Origin of the sequence: Inquilinus sp. CA228 (assembly GCF_052078665.1) — a bacterium.
Lineage (GTDB): Bacteria > Pseudomonadota > Alphaproteobacteria > DSM-16000 > Inquilinaceae > Inquilinus.
The window spans coordinates 13,511-31,778 of sequence record NZ_JBQJIK010000077.1 but is presented as its reverse complement, the minus strand read 5'-3'; the positions used below and the strand labels follow the sequence as shown (position 1 = coordinate 31,778).

The window sequence follows — 18,268 nt, the reverse complement described above, 5'->3', positions numbered from 1 at the left end:
GATGGGAGAACCGGCACAGGCGCCGTTGGCGGTGGTCCGCCGGCGGCGGGACACGGCGTTCCTGAGCGAGGCGGTGGTGGTGGAGCTGATCCGCCCCCGCCCCTTCGCCCGGGAGCGGCGGATCGCCGAGCGCGCCCGGCTGACGCAGGAGCTCGGCCCGCTCGATCTGTGGGAGGGCTATCGCGACTTCGCCGCGCCCGACGACAGCTTCAAGCGGTCGAGCAACAGCGTCCGCACCAGCCACAAATACGGCCGGTTCTATGTCGAGCTGGTGCGCCGGTTCCGGCCCTGGACGGTGGTCGAGATCGGCACCGCCTTCGGCGTCTCGGGGATGTACTGGCTGGCCGGGCTGGCGGCCAACCGCCGCGGCCGGCTGGTCACCTTCGACCCGAACCGGCAGTGGCAGGAGATCGCCCGCGCCAATTTGGCGGCGATCAGCCCGCGCTTCACCGCGGTGGCCGACACCTTCGAGGCCGGGTTCGAGGCGGCGAAGATCCGCTTCGGCCGGCCGGGCATCGCCTTCATCGACGGCATCCATGTCGGCGAGATCGTCAAGGCGCAGGCCGAGCTGCTGCTGCCGCGCCTAGCGGCCCGCTGGATCCTGGTGTTCGACGACATCCGCTTCAACCCCGGCATGTACCGCTGCTTCCGCGAGATCGAGCAGGCCGAGGGGGTGGTGTCGGCGGTGGAGATCGAGTCGCGGGTGGGGATTTTGGAGGTGGAGGCGGGCGGATGACGCGCGCATCGCTGGCCCGAAGGCTGCAGGGACTTGCGGGGTCTGTTTTAATAACTATTATTAAAATCTGATATTTCGGAGGATGGCCAATGATCAGTGCCGATCTCGGACCGCAGCTCGAAAGCGTGGTGAAGAAGTTGGTCGAATCCGGCCGTTACGGCTCGAAAAGCGAGGTGCTGCGCGAAGGCGTGCGCCTGGTCGAGGAGCGGGAGAAGCGCCTTGCCCTGTTGGATGCCGCCATCGAGCACGGCATGGCCGATGTCGAGGCCGGCCGCACCAAGCCTGCCGACGAGGTCTTCGAGCGGCTTGAGCGCAAATACCGGGCCATGGCCGGGAAAACGGAATGATCGTTGCGCTTTCCGCAGAAGCAGAAAGCGATCTCGAGGCCATTGCCGATTTCATTGCGAAGGACAACCCGGCTCGGGCTCTGAGCTTCGTGCAGGAACTGCGGGCAAGATGCCGGGGCTTGGCCGACATGCCGATGGGCTACCCGCTTGTGCCGCGCTACGGGAAGCGGGGCATCCGCCGGCGCGTGCACGGCAACTACCAGATTTTCTATCGCGCCGATGACGAGCAGGTCTACGTGGTGCGTATTCTGCACGGAGCGCGCGACTATGAGGCGCTGCTGTAGGGGCGACGATACCGCACCACCGTGCGCATTTTGGCGAACTCCGCAGGGGCGCGGTTGCGTCTCTGGGGCTGTCCATGACGGAAGCCGCCGGCCGTCGCCAAGGTCTTGAAGCCGGTGGTGGGCGCGACTGGGATTGAACCAGTGACCCCTACGATGTCAACGTAGTGCTCTCCCGCTGAGCTACGCGCCCGGCACCGGGAAGGACGACCGAAGCCGGTCGTCCGCGGGGAGCGCCGATGTAGCATCATCGATCGGGGCGTGCAAGCGTCAAACCGACCGGACCCACCGGCCCCGCCGACAGCCGCCGTCGACAGTCCGGGGGCGCTGGGATATGACGGTGAGATGGATGGTCAAGTCGCCTCGCAGTCGCCGGCGTCCGACGCGGTGGCGATCGCCCTGCCACAGGATCGGCGCCTCCCGGTCGTGGTCGCCTCGCCGCACAGCGGCCGCGACTACCCGCCGTCGTTCCTGGCCGCGGCGAAGCTCGACCCGCACACGCTGCGCCGCTCCGAGGACGGCTTCGTCGACGAGATCTTCGGCCAGGTGCCGGAGCGCGGCGTGCCGCTGCTGCGCGCCCTGTTCCCGCGTGCCTTCCTCGACGCCAACCGCGAGGCCTATGAGCTCGACCCCGAGATGTTCGACGACGCGCTGCCGGGCTGGGTCAACACCCGCTCGCCACGCGTCGTCGCCGGGCTCGGCACCATCGCCCGCATCGTCGCCCAGGGGAAGGACATCTATCGCGGCAAGCTGCGCTTCGCCGAGGCGGTGGAGCGGGTCGAGCGCTGCTACACCCCCTATCACGCGGCGCTGCGCCGGCTGGTCGACGAGACCCGCAGCCGGTTCGGCCACGCCATCCTGATCGACGCCCATTCGATGCCGTCGCAGGGCGCCTCGCGCACCCCCGGCGGCCGCGCCGTCGACGTCGTGCTGGGCGACTGCTACGGCAGCTCCTGCGCCGCGGCGGTGACCGAGTCGGCGGAGCAGTGGCTGGCCGGCCGCGGCTATGTCGTCACCCGCAACACGCCCTATGCCGGCGGCTTCACCACCCGGCATTACGGCCGGCCGCGCGCCGGCATCCACGCCCTGCAGATCGAGCTGAACCGGGCCCTGTACATGGACGAGGCGACGCTGTCGCCGACCAAGGGCCTGGCCCGGCTGACCGGCGACATGACCGATTTCGCCGCCGCCCTCGGCGCGCTCGAGCCGGAGGCGCTGTCGGGATAGGGTTGTTGTCGGGCGAGGAAGGGGGATCGCCATGAGCCTGCTGGTCAATATCGACGTGCCCGATCTCGAGGCCGGGGTCGCGTTCTACACCGCAGCCTTCGGCCTCGCGGTCGGGCGCCGCTTCGGTGGCGAGGTGGTCGAGCTGACCGGCTGGCCCGCGCCGCTCTATCTGCTGCGCAAGGCGGCCGGCACGGTCGGCGCCGGCGACAGCCGCCGCTTCTATGCCCGGCACTGGACGCCGGTGCATCTCGACGTCGTGGTGGACGATGTCGCGGCGGCGCTGGCCCGGGCGGTCGCGGCCGGCGCCGTGGCCGAGGGCGAGATCCGCACCGCGGTCTGGGGCCGGCTGGCGCAGCTGGCCGACCCGTTCGGCCACGGCCTGTGCCTGATCCAGTTCCTCAACCGCGGCTATGACGAGATCGCCGACCCGCCGGCCTGAGCCGGCGCGGCGCCGCGCGAAGTCCCACGGCCACGATGCCGTGACCGGCGTCCGGTGCCGGGGTGCCCGGCCCCTGCGGCGAACTTAGCGGTTCTGCGTCTCTTTACTTTCCTGTAAGGATGGCCGCGCCGGCCCGAAGCCGGTCGATGGCGGCGCCGTCCGCTGTCCGGAGAGCAGGGCAGGGGCCTTCATCCGTCCACGCCGAGGGAGAGCGGTACGCGGGATGAGTCTCGAATTCATCAACGTCATTTCCACCAAGCGATCCGGCCACCACGCCTTCGTCCGCTGGCTGCGCCAGCACCGCGACACGCCGGCCGCCTTCGTCAACAACGCCGTGATCGGCGAGCCGATCCGGTCGCATCTTCGCGACGTCACCGGCCCGGCGGCGCGGGGCAAGGGCGCGCACGGCACCACGATCTTCAACTTCGAGGGCGTGACCCGGCTGGGGCTCGAGGCCGCCTGGCAGATGCAGCGCGCGGCCGGCGGCCGGACGGTCGATCTCGTGTTCCTGCGCGACCCGCTGAACCTGTGCGCCAGCCTGATGCACCGCAAGCAGCTGGTCCGGCTGGACCTGGTGATGATCCTGCGCCAGCTCTTCGCCCAGCGCGACTGGCTCGAGGCCTATGCCGAAGGCACCATGCCGGGGCTGTCGCTGATCGGCTACAACGCCTGGGTCCTGGACGCCGACTACCGGCAGCGCGTGGCGGACCGGCTCGGGCTGCGGTCGAGCGAGCGCGTCGCCGCCGTCACCCGGCATGGCGGCGGCAGCTCGTTCAAGGACCTCGCCAGCGTCGGCGACGACGAGGCCCGGCGCCTGACCACGCGCTGGCACCGCTATCGCGACGATGCGCTGTTCGGGGTGCTGCTGACCCATCCCCGCCTGCTGCCGTGGTTCGAGGCCGCCCTGGCCGGCGAGATCCGGGACAGCTTCGACGCCGACCTGGCCGATCCGGACGGGCTGGCCCATCTGCGGGCGGTCGCCCGCGCCCGGCCCCGGCAGCCCTATGTCGACTGCATGATCGATGCGCTGTCGGACCGGCAGGACCTGTTCCACCGCATCGAATGCGGCACGTCCTTCGAGAAGAAGCTGGGCATCGCCCGGGCCCATCTGGCGATGCTGGCCGGGGCCGCGGGCCGCCGGACCGGCGCGCGGGTGGGGGCGCCGCTCTAGCCCATGCGGGCTAGGCCGGCACGCTCTTCTCCGGCCATTCGCACAGATCGGCGACGACACAGGCCGGGCACAGCGGCTTGCGCGCCTTGCAGGTGTAGCGGCCGTGCAGGATCAGCCAGTGATGCGCGTGCAGCTTCCAGCGGTCCGGCGTCACCCGCTCCAGCACCTTCTCCACCGCGTCCGGCGTCTTGCCCGGCGCCAGGCCGGTGCGGTTGCCGACCCGGAAGATGTGGGTGTCGACGGCGATGGTCGGCTCGCCGAAGGCGACGTTCAGCACCACATTGGCGGTCTTGCGGCCGACGCCCGGCAGCGCTTCCAGCGACGCCCGGTCATGCGGCACCTCGCCGCCATGCTGCAGCAGGAGGATCTGCGACAGGGCGATGACGTTCTTCGCCTTCATGTTGTAGAGGCCGATGGTGCGGATGTAGCGCGACAGCCCCTCCACCCCCAGCGCCGCGATCTTCGCCGGCGTGTCGGCCACGGCGAACAGCGGCCCGGTCGCCTTGTTCACCCCGACATCGGTGGCCTGGGCCGACAGCACCACCGCGACCAGCAGGGTGAAGGGGCTGCTGTACTGCAGCTCGGTCTGCGGCTCCGGCATGCGGGCGGCGAGTCGGGCGTAGAAGGTGTCGATCGCGGCTGGCTTCATGCGCCGCAGCCTAGCGAGGCCCGGCAGACCGCGCCATCGGCCATTGCCATGTCCTTTCCGAGGACTATGCTCGTGGGCATGCGCTGCAGCAGCCTCACCCGGATCGGCGCCCATGGCCCCGTCGCCGAGGACCCGATCCTGTTCGAGCGGCTGCTGCGGCCGAAGCGCAGCCTGGGACCGATCGGCTTCTGGCTGGTGATCGGCGTGGTCGGCGTCACCAGCCTGTTCAACGGCGTGCTGTTCCTGATGCTCGGCGCCTGGCCGGTGCTCGGCTTCTACGGGCTCGACGCCCTGCTGCTGTTTGTCCTGATGCGGCTGAACCTGCGCCGGGCCGGGCGCAGCTGGGAAAGCCTGCGCCTGACCGCCGGCCGGCTGGTGATCGAGCATGGCGACCACCATGGCGTGTCGCACCGGATCGAGCTGCAGCCCTACTGGCTGCGGGTTGATGTCGACCGCAGCGAGGTCGGGCAGAACCGGGTCACCCTGACCAGCCACGGCCAGCGCTTCGCCATCGGCGGCTTCCTGGCGCCGTCCGACCGGGCCCATCTGGCGCGCGACCTGTCGGCGGCGCTCGACCGGCTGCGCGGCAGCGCCGAGACTTGACCAGCCGCCCCGCCGTCGCGGGTCGCGAACGGAGGGATGCGATGGACGAGGTCCGCTGGGAGCGGATGTTCCCCGATCAGCTGGAGCGCCGCTTCGCCGAGGCGCCGGTGCTGTACCTGACCTACGGGTTGTGCGAGCCGCACGGCCCGCACAACGCGGTCGGGCTGGACGCGCTGAAGGCGCATGGCATCGCCTGTGCCGCGGCCCGGCGCGGCGGCGGCATCGTCGCGCCGCCGGACTATTGGCATATCCACGAGGTCGGCGACTACGCCATCTGGTCCCGCGCCCATGTCGGCGAGGTGGCGCGCGACTGGCTGACGGCGCTGCCGCCCTGGCAGCATTTCAAGAACATCTGCTACCAGCTGCGCGCCGCCGACCGCATCGGCTTCAAGGCGGTGATCCTGCTGACCGGCCATTACGGCCAGAACTATCGCGACCTGAAGACCATGGTCGGGCTGATCCAGCCCTTCATCGGCGCCCGGCTGCTGTCGCTGCCCGATTTCGAGGCCGACCGCGAAGGTATCGACGGGCAGGGGTCGTCGCGGGGCGATCATGCCGGGCGGATCGAGACCTCGCAGCTCTGGGCGGTCGAGCCGGACTGCGTCGACAGCTCGCGCCTGCCGCCGGAGGGGGCGCCGGGGCCGCATTTCGCCATGGGGCCGGATGCGGCGCAGTCCAGCCGGCGCGACGGCGAGGCGATGGTGGCGCGGCAGGCGGACTGGCTGGCGGATCGGGCACGGGAACTGCTGGTCGCTTATGACGAGCTCCGGCCGACCGCCCGGCTGCTCGGCTTCCGCGATGTCGAGCGGCTGTGGGACACGGTGGTGGCGCCGGCCCTGCCGGGCTTCCTGACCATGCAGCGCGACGGCACCGGCCAGGGGCGTGCGGTGCCGCCGGACAGCCGCTGGCACCTGAACTGGCTGGCGGCGGAAGAGCAAGGCTGAGGCCGGCCGGCACCGCAACTTCCGGGTTGTCCGCCGGGGCCGGCGGCGGGACAGGGGCGGCATGAACGCCGATCCCGCCATCGACCCCGCCGGGGACGAGCCGCGCCACGACGCCGTGGCGCGCGCCATCGCCCTGCTGGTGGAGCGGCGCGACGACCCGCCCGACCTGGCGGCGCTGGCCGCCGAGGCCGGGCTGCACCCGCATCATTTCCAGCGCGTGTTCTCGCGCTGGGTCGGCATCAGCCCGAAGCGCTTCGCCCAGTATCTGCGGCTCGACCATGCCCGCAGGCTGCTCAGCGCCCCGACCAGCCTGCTCGACGCCGCGCTCGACACCGGCCTGTCCGGCCCGTCGCGGCTGCACGATTTGTTCGTGACCTGCGAGGCGATGACCCCGGGCGACTGGAAGGCGCGCGGCGCCGGCCTGGTGATCCGCTGGGGCCTGCATTCCAGCCCGTTCGGCCGCTGCATCGTCGGCACCACCGACCGCGGCGTCTGCTGGTTCAGCTTCGTGACCGGCGACGAAGGCGCGGCGGTGGCCGAGTTCGCCGGTGAATGGCCGGGGGCAGAGCTGGTTCGCGACCAGGCGGCCACCGCCGCCGTGGTGGCGCGGATGTTCGCGCCGGTGGCCGCCCCGACGGCGGACAACCCGCCGCTGCCGGTGCTGCTGCGCGGCACCAATTTCCAGGTCAAGGTGTGGGAGGCGCTGCTGTCGATCCCGCCCGGCCGGGTGGCGAGCTATGGCGACGTCGCCGCCGCGATCGGCCGGCCGACCGCCAGCCGCGCCGTGGGCGGGGCGGTCGGGTCCAATCCGGTCTCGGTGCTGATCCCCTGCCACCGCGTGATCCGGGCCAGCGGCATCCTCCACAACTATCGCTGGGGCGCCACCAAGAAGCAGGCCCTGCTGGCCTGGGAAGCCGGGCTGACCGACGCGGCCGCCTAGCCGCGGGCGATCAGGGTGTCTGCCATCTCCACGATCCGCTCCCGCCAAGCCAGCGGCTCCAGCCAGCGCCGGGGGATGCCGGACAGGCCGTACAGCGCGCCGGCCAACTGGCCGGTGACGGCGCCGACCGAATCCGCGTCGTCGGCGAGGTTCACGGCCAGGATCAGCGCGTCTTCAAAGCTGTCGGTGCGGTCGACCGCCCAGAGGGCCGCCTCCAGGGTGTGGACGACATAGCCTGAGGATTCGATCAGGGCGCGCGGCTGGCCGCGCCAACCGCCGCGGGCAGTGGCCTGGATTCTGGCGGTGCCGTCCCAGGGCCGGGAAGTCAGAACCTCGCCCTTGCCGGCGCCCAGAATCGCCGATCGCAGCCTATCGCCGAAGAAGACGCAGGCCTCCGTCGCCTCGCGCGCGCCATGGGTGGTGCGGCTCTGCTCGGCGGCGATGCGGCGGCAGGCCTCGGCGTCGCGAAGGGTGTGCAGCACGGCGGGCGCCAGCCGCATCAGCGATCCGTTGCCGGCCGTGGTCGGGTCGGTCGAACCGGCGAAGGGACCGCCGCCGTGCAGATAGTGGTCCAGCGCCCCCTGCGTGGCCATGCCGATGTCGAAACATGCACCGGTGCAGGAATAGCGGCCGTCCTGCCACCAGGCGACGAAGCGGTCCATCAGGTCGGTCGCATCGAAGCCGCCGCGAGTGATCAGGCTGTCGGCCAGGGCCAGCGCCATGCTGGTGTCGTCGGTCCACTGGCCGGGCGCGAGCCCGAACGGACCACCGCCGGTCATCTCCCGGTGGTGGGGCCGGCTGTCGCGGCTGCTGAACTCGAGCGTGGTGCCGAGCGCGTCGCCGACCGCGAGACCGACGAAGGCGCCACGCGCCCGGTCGATCACGGCGTCTGTCAGGATGTCGTCCATGCCGCACCATAGCATGGGGCGTGGCGCGGTGATGGCAGCCCCGCACCAGGGCGTCGTTGCCGCGGCAGGTGCCCATGCTAGCCTCCTCCGAAACCAGAGGGAGGGGTGCCATGGCCATCGTCACCGAGGCCCTGATTCGCGACTACGCGGCGCGCGATGGGCTGGGACTGGCCGAATGGGTGCGCAGCGGCGCGGTCTCGGCGGCCGAGCTGGTCGAGACCGCGATCACGGCGATCGAGCGGCTGAATCCGCAGCTCAACGCGGTCACCATCAAGGCCTACGACCTCGGGCGGCAGGCGGCGGCGCAGGCCCCGGCCGGCGCGCCCTTCGCCGGGGTGCCGTTCCTGCTGAAGGATCTCGGCTCGCAATGGCAGAGCGTGCCGGCCACCGCCAGCTGCGCCTATCTGCAGGATCTGCCCGCCCCGGTGGACGGGGACTCGACCCGGCGGGTCAAGCAGGCTGGCTTCAGCATCCTCGGCCGCAGCAACGTGCCGGAGAACGGCTGGTGCATCTCGACCGAGCCGCGGCTGCGCGGCCGCACCCACAACCCCTGGCGCTCGGACGTCACCTCCGGCGGCTCCAGCGGCGGCGCGGATGGTGCCGCTGGCCGAGGCCAGCGACGGCGCCGGCTCGATCCGCGTGCCGGCGTCGAATTGCGGCCTGGTCGGGCTGAAGCCGTCGCGCGGCCGCGTCTCCTTCGCCCCCGGCGCGGTCGATGTCTGGTATGGCGGCGCGTATTTCCTCTGCGTCTCGCGCTCGGTGCGCGATACCGCGGCCTATCTCGACGCCGTGGCCGGCGGCACGCCGGGCGACCCCTACACGCCGTCGACGCCGTCGGACAGCTGGTCCGTGGCGGCGCGGCAGCCGGCGAAGGGGCTGCGCCTCGCGGTCGTCACCCGGGCGCCGGACGGCAACCCGGTCCATCCGGAGGTGATGGCGGCGCTGCGCGGCACGGCGCGGCTGCTGGAGGGGCTGGGCCACTCGGTCGAGGAGATCGAGCTCGACTTCGACGCCCCGGCGGCCTGGGCCACCTACACCCGCATGGGGGCGGTGCAGACGGCGGGCATGTTCGCGGCGCTGGAGCCGGTGGCCGGCCGGCCGGTGACGCCGAAGGATGTCGAGCCGATCACCTGGGCGGCGATCGAGCGCGGCCGGTCGATCAGCGGCATCGGGCACGCCGCCGACATCGAGGCGCTGCGGCGTTTCGGCCGCGGCCTGGTCGGGCAGCTGCTGCCCTTCGACGCCGTGCTGACCCCGACCCTGACCCAGCCGCCGCGGCCCTTCGGCCATTGGGACATGACCATGACCGACTACGACGCCTACAACGCGCTGTGGTCGGACGCGGTGTTCATGTTCCCGTTCAACCTGTCCGGCCTGCCGGCGGTGTCGCTGCCGATGCACTGGACGCCGGACGGGCTGCCGGTCGGGGTGCAGCTGGCCGGCCGCGCCGGCGACGAGGCGACGCTGCTGCGGCTGGCGACCCAGCTGGAGGTGGCGCAGCCCTGGATCGACCGCCGGCCGCCGGTGTGCGCGTGAGGCGAAGGCTCAGCTGAGCCCGAGCACGTCGTTCATGGAATAGAGACCGGGCGCGCGGCCGCGGCCCCACAGGGCGGCCTTGACCGCGCCGCGGGCGAAGATGCCGCGGTCGGTCGCCTTGTGCCCCAGCTCGATGCGTTCGCCGGCGCCGGCCAGGATCACCGCATGCTCGCCGACCACGTCGCCGCCGCGCAGCGTGGCGAAGCCGATGGCGCCCTCCGCCCGCTTGCCGTCGCGGTCGACCGCCTTCACCGCGTCGAACTCGACGCCACGGCCCTCGGCGGCGGCGCGGCCCAGCAGGATGGCGGTGCCGGAGGGGGCGTCGATCTTGTGGCGGTGGTGCATCTCCACCACCTCGATGTCCCAGCCGGCATCGAGCGCGCGGGCGGCCTGGCGCACCAGCGCCGCCAGCAGGTTCACGCCCAGGCTCATATTGTAGGACTGGATGATCGGGGTGTGCCGCGCGGCCCGGCCCAGCGCCGCCAGATCCTCGGCCGAGAAGCCGGTGGTGCCGGTGACCAGCACTGCCTTGCCCTGCGCCGCCAGGGCGGCGAAGCGGACCGAGGCCTCGGGCCGGGTGAAGTCGATCACCGCATCGGCGGTGGCGAACAGCGGCACCGGGTCGTCGGAGACGGCGACGCCGCAGGGCGGGCGCCCGGCGAGGAGGCCGGCATCCTGGCCGATCGCGGCGCTGCCCTCGTTGCCGACTGCGCCATGCAGCGCCACCGAGCCGTCGGTCGAGTCCAGCACGGCCTGGATCAGCATCCGGCCCATCCGGCCGGCGGCGCCGGTGATGCCGATCCTGACGGGGCCCTCGACGGGGCGGGGGGTGTCGCCGGCGGTCATGCGGCAGGGTCCTTCGATGGTCCGGGCATCCAGCGAGGATGCCTCGGCTCTTTGCGGCCCCTGCATCACCGGGTCAAGCCCGGCGATGACAGATAGGGGAGACGGCGACGCGATTCGCGCCGCTACTCCTTGAAGAACTCCTTCACCTTGGCGAAGAAGCCCTGGCTCTCGGGGCTGGTGCCGCCGCCGCCCTCGCGCTCGAACTCCTCGAGCAGCTCGCGCTGGCGCTTGCTCAGGTTGACCGGGGTCTCGACCTGCAGCTCGACATACATGTCGCCGCGGCCGGCCGAGCGCAGCACCGACATGCCCTTGCCCTTCAGGCGGAAGCGGGCGCCGGACTGGGTGCCGGCCGGCACCGTGATCTTGGCGCGGCCGCCGTCGATCGCCGGGATCTCGATCGGCCCGCCCAGCGCCGCCGTGGCCATCGGGATCGGCGCCTTGCAGAACAGGTCGGCGCCGTCGCGCTGGAACAGTGTGTGCGGCCGCACCGACAGGAAGATGTACAGGTCGCCCGGCGGGGCGCCGCGCGTGCCGCTCTCACCCTCGTTCGACAGGCGGATGCGGGTGCCGTCGTCCACCCCCGGCGGGATGTCGACCTTCAGCGTCTTGTCCTTGCGCACGCGGCCAGCGCCGCCGCAGTTCCGGCACGGGTTCTTGATCACCCGGCCCTGGCCGCCGCAGCCGGGGCAGGTGCGCTCGACCGTGAAGAAACCCTGACTGGCGCGGACGCGGCCGGCGCCGCCGCAGGTCGGGCAGGTCACCGGCTGGCTGCCGGGCTCGGCGCCCGAGCCGTCGCAGACCTCGCAGCCGACCGAGGACGGGACCTTGACCGTGGCCTGCTTGCCGAGGAACGCCTCCTCCAGCGTGATCTCGAGGTTGAAGCGGACATCGGCGCCGCGGCCGGCCTGGGCGCGCTGGCCGCCGCGGCGGCCGCCCATGAAGTCGCCGAACATCTCCTCGAAGATGTCGGCGAAGCCGCCGGAGAAATCGGCCCCGCCCGGCCCCCGCGGCCCGGCGCCGTCGAAGGCGGCGTGGCCGAAGCGGTCATAGGCGGCGCGCTTCTGCTCATCCTTCAGGACGTCGTAGGCCTCGCTGATTTCCTTGAACTTGTGCTCGGCGGCCTGGTCGCCCGGGTTGCGGTCCGGGTGATATTGCATCGCCAGCTTGCGGTAGGCCTTCTTGATCTCGTCCGCGCCGGCGCCGCGCGCTACCCCCAACAGATCGTAAAAATCCTGCTTCGCCATGCCGATCCTCGTGCCGAACCGGGAGAGCCGCACCGGCCCCGGCCCGGATGAAAACCGCCCCCGCGCGGCCCGTCACGGACCCTCGCGGGGGCGGGTGTCTGCCCCTTATCGTCGTATCGTGGTCATGCGACCGCGGTCACGCCGACTTCTTCTTCTTGTCGTCGTCGACTTCCTCGAAATCGGCGTCGACCACGCCGTCATCCGGCTTCGCCGAAGCCTGCTCGCCGCCCTCCGGCGCCGCGGCCGACTCCTGGCTGGCCTTGTACATGGCCTCGCCGATCTTCATCGCCGCCTGGGCCAGGGCCTCGGTCTTGGCCTTGATCTGGTCGGCGTCGTCGCTCGACAGCACCGACTTCAGGTCGGCGATCGCGCTCTCGACCGCCGCCTTGTCGGCCGCGTCGACCTTGTCGCCGAACTCGGCCAGCTGCTTCTCGGTCGAATGGACCAGGGCATCGCCGTGGTTGCGCGCCTCGACCGCCTCACGGCGCTTCTTGTCGCCGGCGGCGTTGGCCTCGGCGTCCTTGACCATCTTGTCGATGTCGGTGTCGGACAGGCCGCCCGAGGCCTGGATGCGGATCGCCTGCTCCTTGCCGGTCGCCTTGTCCTTGGCGCTGACATTGACCAGGCCGTTGGCGTCGATGTCGAAGGTCACCTCGACCTGCGGCATGCCGCGCGGGGCCGGCGGGATGCCGACCAGGTCGAACTGGCCGAGGATCTTGTTGTCGGCCGCCATCTCGCGCTCGCCCTGGAACACGCGGATGGTCACCGCGGTCTGGTTGTCCTCGGCGGTCGAGAAGGTCTGGCTCTTCTTGGTCGGGATCGTGGTGTTGCGCTCGATCAGCCGGGTGAACACGCCGCCCAGCGTCTCGATGCCCAGCGACAGCGGGGTGACGTCGAGCAGCAGGACGTCCTTGACCTCGCCCTTCAGCACGCCGCCCTGGATCGCCGCGCCGACGGCCACGACCTCATCCGGGTTGACGCCGCGATGCGGCTCCTTGCCGAAGAACTGCTTCACCGTCTCGATGACCTTGGGCATGCGGGTCATGCCGCCGACCAGGATCACCTCGTCGATCTCGCTGGCCTTCAGCCCGGCATCCTTCAGCGCGGCGCGGCACGGCTCGACCGTGCGCTGGATCAGGTCGTCGACCAGCGCCTCGAGCTTGGCCCGGGTCAGCTTGATGTTCAGGTGCTTCGGGCCGGACGCGTCGGCGGTGATGAACGGCAGGTTCACCTCGGTCTGGACCGAGGAGGACAGCTCGATCTTCGCCTTCTCGGCCGCTTCCTTCAGGCGCTGCAAGGCCAGCTTGTCCTTGCGCAGGTCGATGCCCTGCTCCTTTTTGAACTCCTCGGCCAGGTAGTCGATGATCTTGGCGTCGAAATCCTCACCACCCAGGAAGGTGTCGCCGTTGGTCGACTTCACCTCGAACACGCCGTCGCCGATCTCCAGCACCGAGATGTCGAAGGTGCCGCCGCCGAGGTCGTAGACCGCGATCGTGCCGGTCGCCTTCTTGTCCAGGCCATAGGCCAGGGCGGCCGCCGTCGGCTCGTTGATGATGCGCAGCACCTCGAGCCCGGCGATCCTGCCGGCATCCTTGGTGGCCTGGCGCTGGCTGTCGTTGAAATAGGCCGGGACGGTGATGACGGCCTGCGTCACCTTCTCGCCCAGGAAGCTCTCGGCCGTCTCCTTCATCTTCTGCAGGATGAAGGCGCTGATCTGGCTCGGGGCATATTTCTGGCTGCGCGACTCGACCCAGGCGTCGCCGTTGTCGCCGGACACGATCTGGTACGGGACCAGGCCCTTGTCCTTCTGGGTCATCGGGTCGTCGTAGCGCCGGCCGATCAGGCGCTTGACCGCGAAGATGGTGTTCTCGGGATTGGTCACCGCCTGGCGCTTCGCCGCCTGGCCGACCAGCCGCTCACCCGATTCGGTGAAGGCGACGATCGACGGCGTGGTGCGCGCGCCTTCCGCGTTCTCGATCACCCGGCCCTGGGCCCCATCCATGATGGCGACGCAGGAATTGGTCGTGCCGAGGTCGATACCGATGACTTTGCTCATCTCTTCCTCATTCCTTCAGCAGGTCGCGGCTGGCCCTCGGTGAGGCACCGCCGGGACCCCCAATGATTCCATGCCGCCCGGGAGGCGGCTCTTGCTTCACCGGTCATATAGGCGGCGCGTCCTCGTGCTGCAACGTGGAGTCTGCAGGATTGTGACCACCCCGGACGGCTGTGGCCGCCGCGTCACGTCCGGCCTATCCCGTCCGGCGGGGCGCGCCGAGGAGGAGGCCGGCCAGGAAGCCGCCGATATGCGCCTGCCAGGCGATCTGCGCGTCCAGGCCCATGATGCCGCCGCCCATCACGGCGAAGACGACGTTGATGACGATGGTGAAGCCGATCAGGTTCAGCGCCAGGCGCCGCCCGGCCGGGTCGTGCCGCGCCAGGGCCAGCCGGCAGAAGGCGGCGATGCAGCCCGACACCGCGCCGGAGGCGCCGATCAGCGGGGCGGCGCTGCCCCAGCTGGCGGCGATCTGCACCAGGGCCGCGACCACGGTGGTGACCAGCAGCAGCACGGTGTAGCGGCGCGGGCCGTAGTGCCGCTCGCAGACGCTGCCGAAGGCCAGGAAGAAGCCGAGATTGGCGATCAGGTGGATCGGCTCGTAATGCACCAGCCCGTAGAACACCAGCGAGGCGAGCACGGTCAGGGCATCGAGCGGCGGCTGCTGGCCGAGATCGGCGAAGCGGGCCGGGATCACGGCCATCCTGATGATCACCGGATCCCACGCCGCCTCCGGCAGCAGGTGCAGCGCGGCGAAGACAACGACCATCACGCCGCTCAGCCACAGCGTGATCGGCGGGACGTTGAAGATCGGCTGGCGCGGCATGGCCCCTCGGGCGGTCGGAGACGGGTCCCGGCCTCTTACAGGAGTGCCGGGCGGATCGGAAGCCCGCGATCCGTCACCCCGACCCCAGGATCTCCGCCCGCGCCGGCCGCAACAGTGCCCGGAACGCCTCGTCGACCGCCTTGACGGCCGGGGCCCGGTCCCAGATGCCCGGCCGCGGCGCCATCTCGGACAGCGTGGCGGTCAGGTAGGCCTCCAGCGGCGGGACGCGCTCGGCCGTGTCGGACTCGGTGGCTGCCCGCTTGCGCAGCAGCAGCATGGCCACGGCCTCGCGCAGATCGTCCGGCAAGGGGATGCCCTCCATCAGGCCCGGCAAGTCCATCGGCGGCGGCTCCGCCTTGCGGCGCATCCAATCCAGGGCCAGCGCCGGCCGCAGCGCATAGAAGTAGGATTTCAGCCTGACCGGATCGTCCCCCGGCGCCCAGGCGCGGCGCGCCGAGCGGTCGTAGTGATAGGCCAGCGCCGGCAGATGGGCGCACGCCCTGGCCAGGCCGAGCAGGAGGGCGGCGGTGCCGTCGTCGCGACGATAGACCACCGGCGAGGTCAGCCACTCCGCCACGACGGCGTTCGATTTGGCGATCAGGCCGAGGGCCTTGCGCAGGTCCCAGCCATTCACGTCCAGCGTGCCGTCGACCGGCAGCTCGATCACGTCGCGCCGCGTCTCGACCGAAAGATAGTCCTCGACCGGCCGGACATAGATGAAGCGGACGTCGTAGTCGCTGTCGCGCGACGCGAAGCGCCAGGCGCGGCTGCCCGATTCCACCGCGACCAGGATGCGCGCGCCTTCGCGCCGCTCGATCTCGTTCAGGATCGAGCCGATGCGCTCCCGCATCGCCTCGTCGATCATCGGATCCTGCGTCATGCGCCGTTCTCCAGGATCTGCCGGCGATGCGCCTCGATGATGACTGCCTCCACCGCAGCCACGTCCGGCTCCATCGGCAGGACGGAGATCGCCGCGGCCGCCTCGGCCCGCTCCATCAGCACCTCGATCTCCTCGGCGACGGCTGCATAGGGCAGCTCGCCGCGCTTGATCCGCAGCAGATGGCTGGCGGTGGCCAGGGGAAACCGCAACTGGCCGGTCGTGAACAGCTCCAGCGCCTCGTGCCCGACCCGCACGGCGTGCGACAGGGCCTTCCAATCGATGCCCTGCTGGCGCTCCGCCTCCAGCGCCCGCTGCCCGTATTCGGCGACCAGCCGCGCCGCCAGCTCCCGCGCGGTCTTGATCGCGGCATGGAACGGCGCCTTGCGGCCGCAGATGTCGAGGTGCCGCGCCATGCGCCCGGGCTGGACCTCGATGTCGACCAGGGCCACATGCTCGGTCCCGGCGGCGAGCGCCTCCAGCATGGCTTCCGCCTGGCCCAGCTGGCTGCCGGCGCCATAGGTCTGTTCCGCGGCTTCGAGCACGGCCAGGGCCTGGCGAGCGGTGGCGGCGCGGGAGCCCTTGATGCCGTATTTGTTGGCCTGCTGCCGACAGTAGCGGACGAAGGACCCGGCCCGCCGGCTGACCAGCCGCGGCGCCGCTGCCTGAAGCTGGCGCCAGATCTGATCGGGCGGGCCGGTCATCATGCCGTCCGGGGCGAACAGCATCTCGATCGCCATGGGCTGGCCGCCGACCAGAAGATCCAGATAGCGCTGCAGGCTGAACACCTCCCGGTCGACATCGCCGGGCCGGTTGCGTTCGCCGTGATCCTTCGGGCGGGACTCAACGATGGTGGCGGGGGCCCGCTGCAGCAGCAGGTCGCGCGCCGCCGGCAGGTAGACGGCCTTGAGGTCGATGTCGGAATCGGGCGTTGCGGTGCCGTACAGATGCGACCCGCACCGCATCTCGACCAGGATACGCATCTCACCCCGCCCCCAGGATCTCCGCCCGTGCCGCCCGGGTCAGCTTGGCCAGGACCAGGCGGTGCGCCTCGCGCAGATAGGCCTGCAGGTCGTCCGGGGGCAGGGCGCCGAGCTCCGCCGCCACCCATTTGGCCCGGGCCAGATAGGGCGCCGGGCGAATGCCGGGCTGCTCGACCAGCAGGATGTAGGAGAACTCCGACGCCTTGAACCAGGCCTCGGGCGCGCCGCGCGACATCCCGGCCAGGATGGTGAAGATCTTGCCGCCGACCTTGAGCACATGGGCGCCGCCCCACTGCACGCTCAAGGCCGCGCCGGGCAGGGTCAGGCAGAACTCCTCGACCGAAGCGGGCGTCATCGCGCCCTCCGCGCGGTCAGTGGCCGTGGCGGTTGGCCTTGCGGACGAAGCGGCGGCCGCAATAGTTGCACACCACCTCGTGCTCATGCCCGATCGGGTAGTAGACCATCGGGTGGCCCAGCGGCGCGCCGCCGCCGTCGCACCCGACGGTCTCGACATCGCGGTCGACCTCGATCACATCGGACGGCTGAAGGGTGGCGGGCTGCATGGCTGGGGGGATTCCTGGCGGCAAGGGCATGACGGGCGATCATTGCCCGGATTCCGGCCGGATGATACCCATGGCGCCAAGCCGATCAACCATTTCGCACGGAATCATGGCCGCCGAGCCGCTGCCGAACGCCGCACCGGAGAGCGCCATCCGGCTGCGCGGGCTGACCAAGACCTATCGCGGGCGCAACAAGCAGCCGGACAAGCTGGCGCTGCATCCGATCGACCTCGACATTCCCGCCGGCTCGATCTTCGGCCTGCTCGGGCCCAACGGCGCCGGCAAGTCGACCCTGATCAACATCCTGGCCGGCCTCGTCACCAAGACCGCGGGCGACGCCTGGATCTGGGGCTTCGACATCGGCCGGGCGACGCGCCAGGCGCGGGCCGCGATCGGCGTGGTGCCGCAGGAGCTGAACATCGACCCGTTCTTCACCCCGCGCGAGCTCCTCGACCTGCAGGCCGGCCTCTACGGCGTGCCGAAGCGGGAGCGGATCACCACGGACCTGCTGGCGGCGGTCGGGCTGGCGGACAAGGCCGACGCCTATGCCCGCACGCTGTCGGGCGGCATGCGGCGGCGGCTGATGGTGGCCAAGGCGATGGTGCATTCGCCGCCGGTGCTGGTGCTGGACGAGCCGACCGCCGGCGTCGACATCGAGCTCAGGCGCAGCCTGTGGGCCCATGTCCGGGCGCTGAACCGGGCCGGCACCACCATCGTCCTGACCACGCATTACCTGGAGGAAGCGGAGGAGCTGTGCGACCGGATCGCGATCATCGATCAGGGCCGCATCGTCGCCTGCGACAGCACCGCCAACCTGCTCTCCAGCATCGACAGCAAGACCCTGGTGGTAACCCTGAGCGAGCCGCTGGACGCGCTGCCGCCGGCCCTGGCCGCGCGCGGCATGGAGCTGGCCGGCGCGGCCCGGCTGGTGGTGCGCTACCGGCCGAGCGAGACCCGGCTGGGCGACCTGCTGACCCTGATGGACCAGGCCGGCGTGCGCATCGCCGACCTGACCACCGAGGAGACCGACCTGGAGGACATCTTCCTGCAGCTGACCGGCGAAGGCGCCGCGGCCCGGAGGGCGGCGGGGGAGTAGGT

Annotated in this window: 20 protein-coding genes, 1 tRNA gene and 1 pseudogene; 11 read left to right on the top strand and 11 right to left on the bottom strand. The window is 71.1% G+C overall.

Translation table 11 applies throughout. From position 1 onward, the window contains the following. The first annotated feature begins 1 nt into the window (after nucleotide 1). The 3 genes from ACTOWL_RS30010 (at nucleotide 2) to ACTOWL_RS30000 (ending at nucleotide 1,367) form a co-directional block, all read left to right on the top strand. Entirely contained in the window at nucleotides 2–736 is a 735-nt protein-coding gene (locus tag ACTOWL_RS30010) for a class I SAM-dependent methyltransferase (RefSeq protein ID WP_441324953.1), read from the top strand. Nucleotides 737–825: 89 nt separating this feature from the next. Then, nucleotides 826–1,083, top strand: a complete 258-nt coding sequence (locus ACTOWL_RS30005; protein ID WP_441324952.1) for a type II toxin-antitoxin system ParD family antitoxin — start codon at nucleotides 826–828, stop codon at nucleotides 1,081–1,083. Next, complete coding sequence (locus tag ACTOWL_RS30000) at nucleotides 1,080–1,367, top strand: type II toxin-antitoxin system RelE/ParE family toxin (RefSeq protein WP_441324951.1); 288 nt, start codon at nucleotides 1,080–1,082, stop codon at nucleotides 1,365–1,367. The genes ACTOWL_RS30005 and ACTOWL_RS30000 overlap by 4 nt, the downstream gene beginning before the upstream one ends. Nucleotides 1,368–1,482: 115 nt before the next feature. Here the strand turns inward: ACTOWL_RS30000 and ACTOWL_RS29995 are convergent. Continuing rightward, nucleotides 1,483–1,557, bottom strand: a tRNA-Val gene (locus ACTOWL_RS29995). 152 nt (nucleotides 1,558–1,709) lie between these two features. On the opposite strand from ACTOWL_RS29995, the gene ACTOWL_RS29990 reads away from it, so the two are divergent. The 3 genes from ACTOWL_RS29990 to ACTOWL_RS29980 all read left to right on the top strand — a co-directional run bounded on the left by ACTOWL_RS29990 (nucleotide 1,710) and on the right by ACTOWL_RS29980 (nucleotide 4,201). Next, nucleotides 1,710–2,591: an N-formylglutamate amidohydrolase gene (locus tag ACTOWL_RS29990; RefSeq protein ID WP_441324950.1), complete on the top strand. Its 882-nt coding sequence runs from the start codon at nucleotides 1,710–1,712 to the stop codon at nucleotides 2,589–2,591. Between the two features lie 31 nt (nucleotides 2,592–2,622). Next, nucleotides 2,623–3,030 carry a VOC family protein gene (locus tag ACTOWL_RS29985; RefSeq protein ID WP_441324949.1) on the top strand — a complete coding sequence of 136 codons (408 nt, stop codon included), beginning with the start codon at nucleotides 2,623–2,625 and terminating at the stop codon, nucleotides 3,028–3,030. A 223-nt stretch (nucleotides 3,031–3,253) separates the two neighbouring features. Then, the gene (locus ACTOWL_RS29980; protein ID WP_441324948.1) at nucleotides 3,254–4,201 is read left to right on the top strand and encodes a hypothetical protein; all 948 of its coding nucleotides are present in this window, start codon (nucleotides 3,254–3,256) and stop codon (nucleotides 4,199–4,201) included. A 10-nt stretch (nucleotides 4,202–4,211) separates the two neighbouring features. On the opposite strand, the gene nth is transcribed toward ACTOWL_RS29980, so the two are convergent. After that, the gene (gene nth / locus ACTOWL_RS29975; protein WP_441324947.1) at nucleotides 4,212–4,850 is read right to left on the bottom strand and encodes an endonuclease III; all 639 of its coding nucleotides are present in this window, start codon (nucleotides 4,848–4,850) and stop codon (nucleotides 4,212–4,214) included. 78 nt (nucleotides 4,851–4,928) lie between these two features. On the opposite strand from nth, the gene ACTOWL_RS29970 reads away from it, so the two are divergent. The 3 genes from ACTOWL_RS29970 to ACTOWL_RS29960 all read left to right on the top strand — a co-directional run bounded on the left by ACTOWL_RS29970 (nucleotide 4,929) and on the right by ACTOWL_RS29960 (nucleotide 7,337). Continuing rightward, a complete protein-coding gene (locus ACTOWL_RS29970; protein ID WP_441324959.1) occupies nucleotides 4,929–5,453 on the top strand; it encodes a DUF2244 domain-containing protein in 525 nt (174 codons plus the stop codon). 41 nt (nucleotides 5,454–5,494) lie between these two features. After that, entirely contained in the window at nucleotides 5,495–6,397 is a 903-nt protein-coding gene (locus ACTOWL_RS29965; RefSeq protein ID WP_441324946.1) for a creatininase family protein, read from the top strand. A 61-nt stretch (nucleotides 6,398–6,458) separates the two neighbouring features. After that, entirely contained in the window at nucleotides 6,459–7,337 is an 879-nt protein-coding gene (locus ACTOWL_RS29960) for a methylated-DNA--[protein]-cysteine S-methyltransferase (RefSeq protein WP_441324945.1), read from the top strand. On the opposite strand, the gene ACTOWL_RS29955 is transcribed toward ACTOWL_RS29960, so the two are convergent. After that, nucleotides 7,334–8,245 carry an ADP-ribosylglycohydrolase family protein gene (locus tag ACTOWL_RS29955; protein WP_441324944.1) on the bottom strand — a complete coding sequence of 304 codons (912 nt, stop codon included), beginning with the start codon at nucleotides 8,243–8,245 and terminating at the stop codon, nucleotides 7,334–7,336. The genes ACTOWL_RS29960 and ACTOWL_RS29955 overlap by 4 nt on opposite strands. A 209-nt stretch (nucleotides 8,246–8,454) precedes the next feature. Here ACTOWL_RS29955 and ACTOWL_RS29950 point away from each other — a divergent pair. Further along, a pseudogene (locus tag ACTOWL_RS29950) lies at nucleotides 8,455–9,781 on the top strand (amidase). Between the two features lie 9 nt (nucleotides 9,782–9,790). On the opposite strand, the gene dapB reads toward ACTOWL_RS29950, so the two are convergent. The 8 genes from dapB to ACTOWL_RS29910 form a co-directional block, all read right to left on the bottom strand. Beyond that, the gene (gene dapB, locus ACTOWL_RS29945; protein ID WP_441324943.1) at nucleotides 9,791–10,627 is read right to left on the bottom strand and encodes a 4-hydroxy-tetrahydrodipicolinate reductase; all 837 of its coding nucleotides are present in this window, start codon (nucleotides 10,625–10,627) and stop codon (nucleotides 9,791–9,793) included. A 122-nt stretch (nucleotides 10,628–10,749) separates the two neighbouring features. Continuing rightward, nucleotides 10,750–11,871 (bottom strand): molecular chaperone DnaJ, encoded by a 1,122-nt coding sequence (dnaJ, locus tag ACTOWL_RS29940; protein WP_441324942.1) that lies wholly within the window; start codon nucleotides 11,869–11,871, stop codon nucleotides 10,750–10,752. Between the two features lie 136 nt (nucleotides 11,872–12,007). After that, the gene (gene dnaK / locus ACTOWL_RS29935) at nucleotides 12,008–13,927 is read right to left on the bottom strand and encodes a molecular chaperone DnaK (protein ID WP_441324941.1); all 1,920 of its coding nucleotides are present in this window, start codon (nucleotides 13,925–13,927) and stop codon (nucleotides 12,008–12,010) included. 193 nt (nucleotides 13,928–14,120) lie between these two features. Next, the gene (locus tag ACTOWL_RS29930; protein WP_441324940.1) at nucleotides 14,121–14,750 is read right to left on the bottom strand and encodes a rhomboid family intramembrane serine protease; all 630 of its coding nucleotides are present in this window, start codon (nucleotides 14,748–14,750) and stop codon (nucleotides 14,121–14,123) included. A 73-nt stretch (nucleotides 14,751–14,823) separates the two neighbouring features. Next, the gene (locus tag ACTOWL_RS29925; RefSeq protein WP_441324939.1) at nucleotides 14,824–15,630 is read right to left on the bottom strand and encodes a nucleotidyltransferase domain-containing protein; all 807 of its coding nucleotides are present in this window, start codon (nucleotides 15,628–15,630) and stop codon (nucleotides 14,824–14,826) included. Next, nucleotides 15,627–16,610 (bottom strand): DNA polymerase beta superfamily protein, encoded by a 984-nt coding sequence (locus tag ACTOWL_RS29920; RefSeq protein ID WP_441324938.1) that lies wholly within the window; start codon nucleotides 16,608–16,610, stop codon nucleotides 15,627–15,629. The genes ACTOWL_RS29925 and ACTOWL_RS29920 overlap by 4 nt, the downstream gene beginning before the upstream one ends. A 1-nt stretch (nucleotide 16,611) precedes the next feature. Further along, nucleotides 16,612–16,965, bottom strand: coding sequence for an MmcQ/YjbR family DNA-binding protein (locus tag ACTOWL_RS29915; RefSeq protein ID WP_441324937.1), 354 nt, complete (start codon nucleotides 16,963–16,965; stop codon nucleotides 16,612–16,614). A 16-nt stretch (nucleotides 16,966–16,981) separates the two neighbouring features. Beyond that, nucleotides 16,982–17,173 carry a zinc-finger domain-containing protein gene (locus ACTOWL_RS29910; RefSeq protein ID WP_395673132.1) on the bottom strand — a complete coding sequence of 64 codons (192 nt, stop codon included), beginning with the start codon at nucleotides 17,171–17,173 and terminating at the stop codon, nucleotides 16,982–16,984. Between the two features lie 106 nt (nucleotides 17,174–17,279). On the opposite strand from ACTOWL_RS29910, the gene ACTOWL_RS29905 reads away from it, so the two are divergent. Then, nucleotides 17,280–18,266 (top strand): ABC transporter ATP-binding protein, encoded by a 987-nt coding sequence (locus ACTOWL_RS29905; RefSeq protein ID WP_441324936.1) that lies wholly within the window; start codon nucleotides 17,280–17,282, stop codon nucleotides 18,264–18,266. The last annotated feature ends 2 nt before the right edge of the window (nucleotides 18,267–18,268 follow it).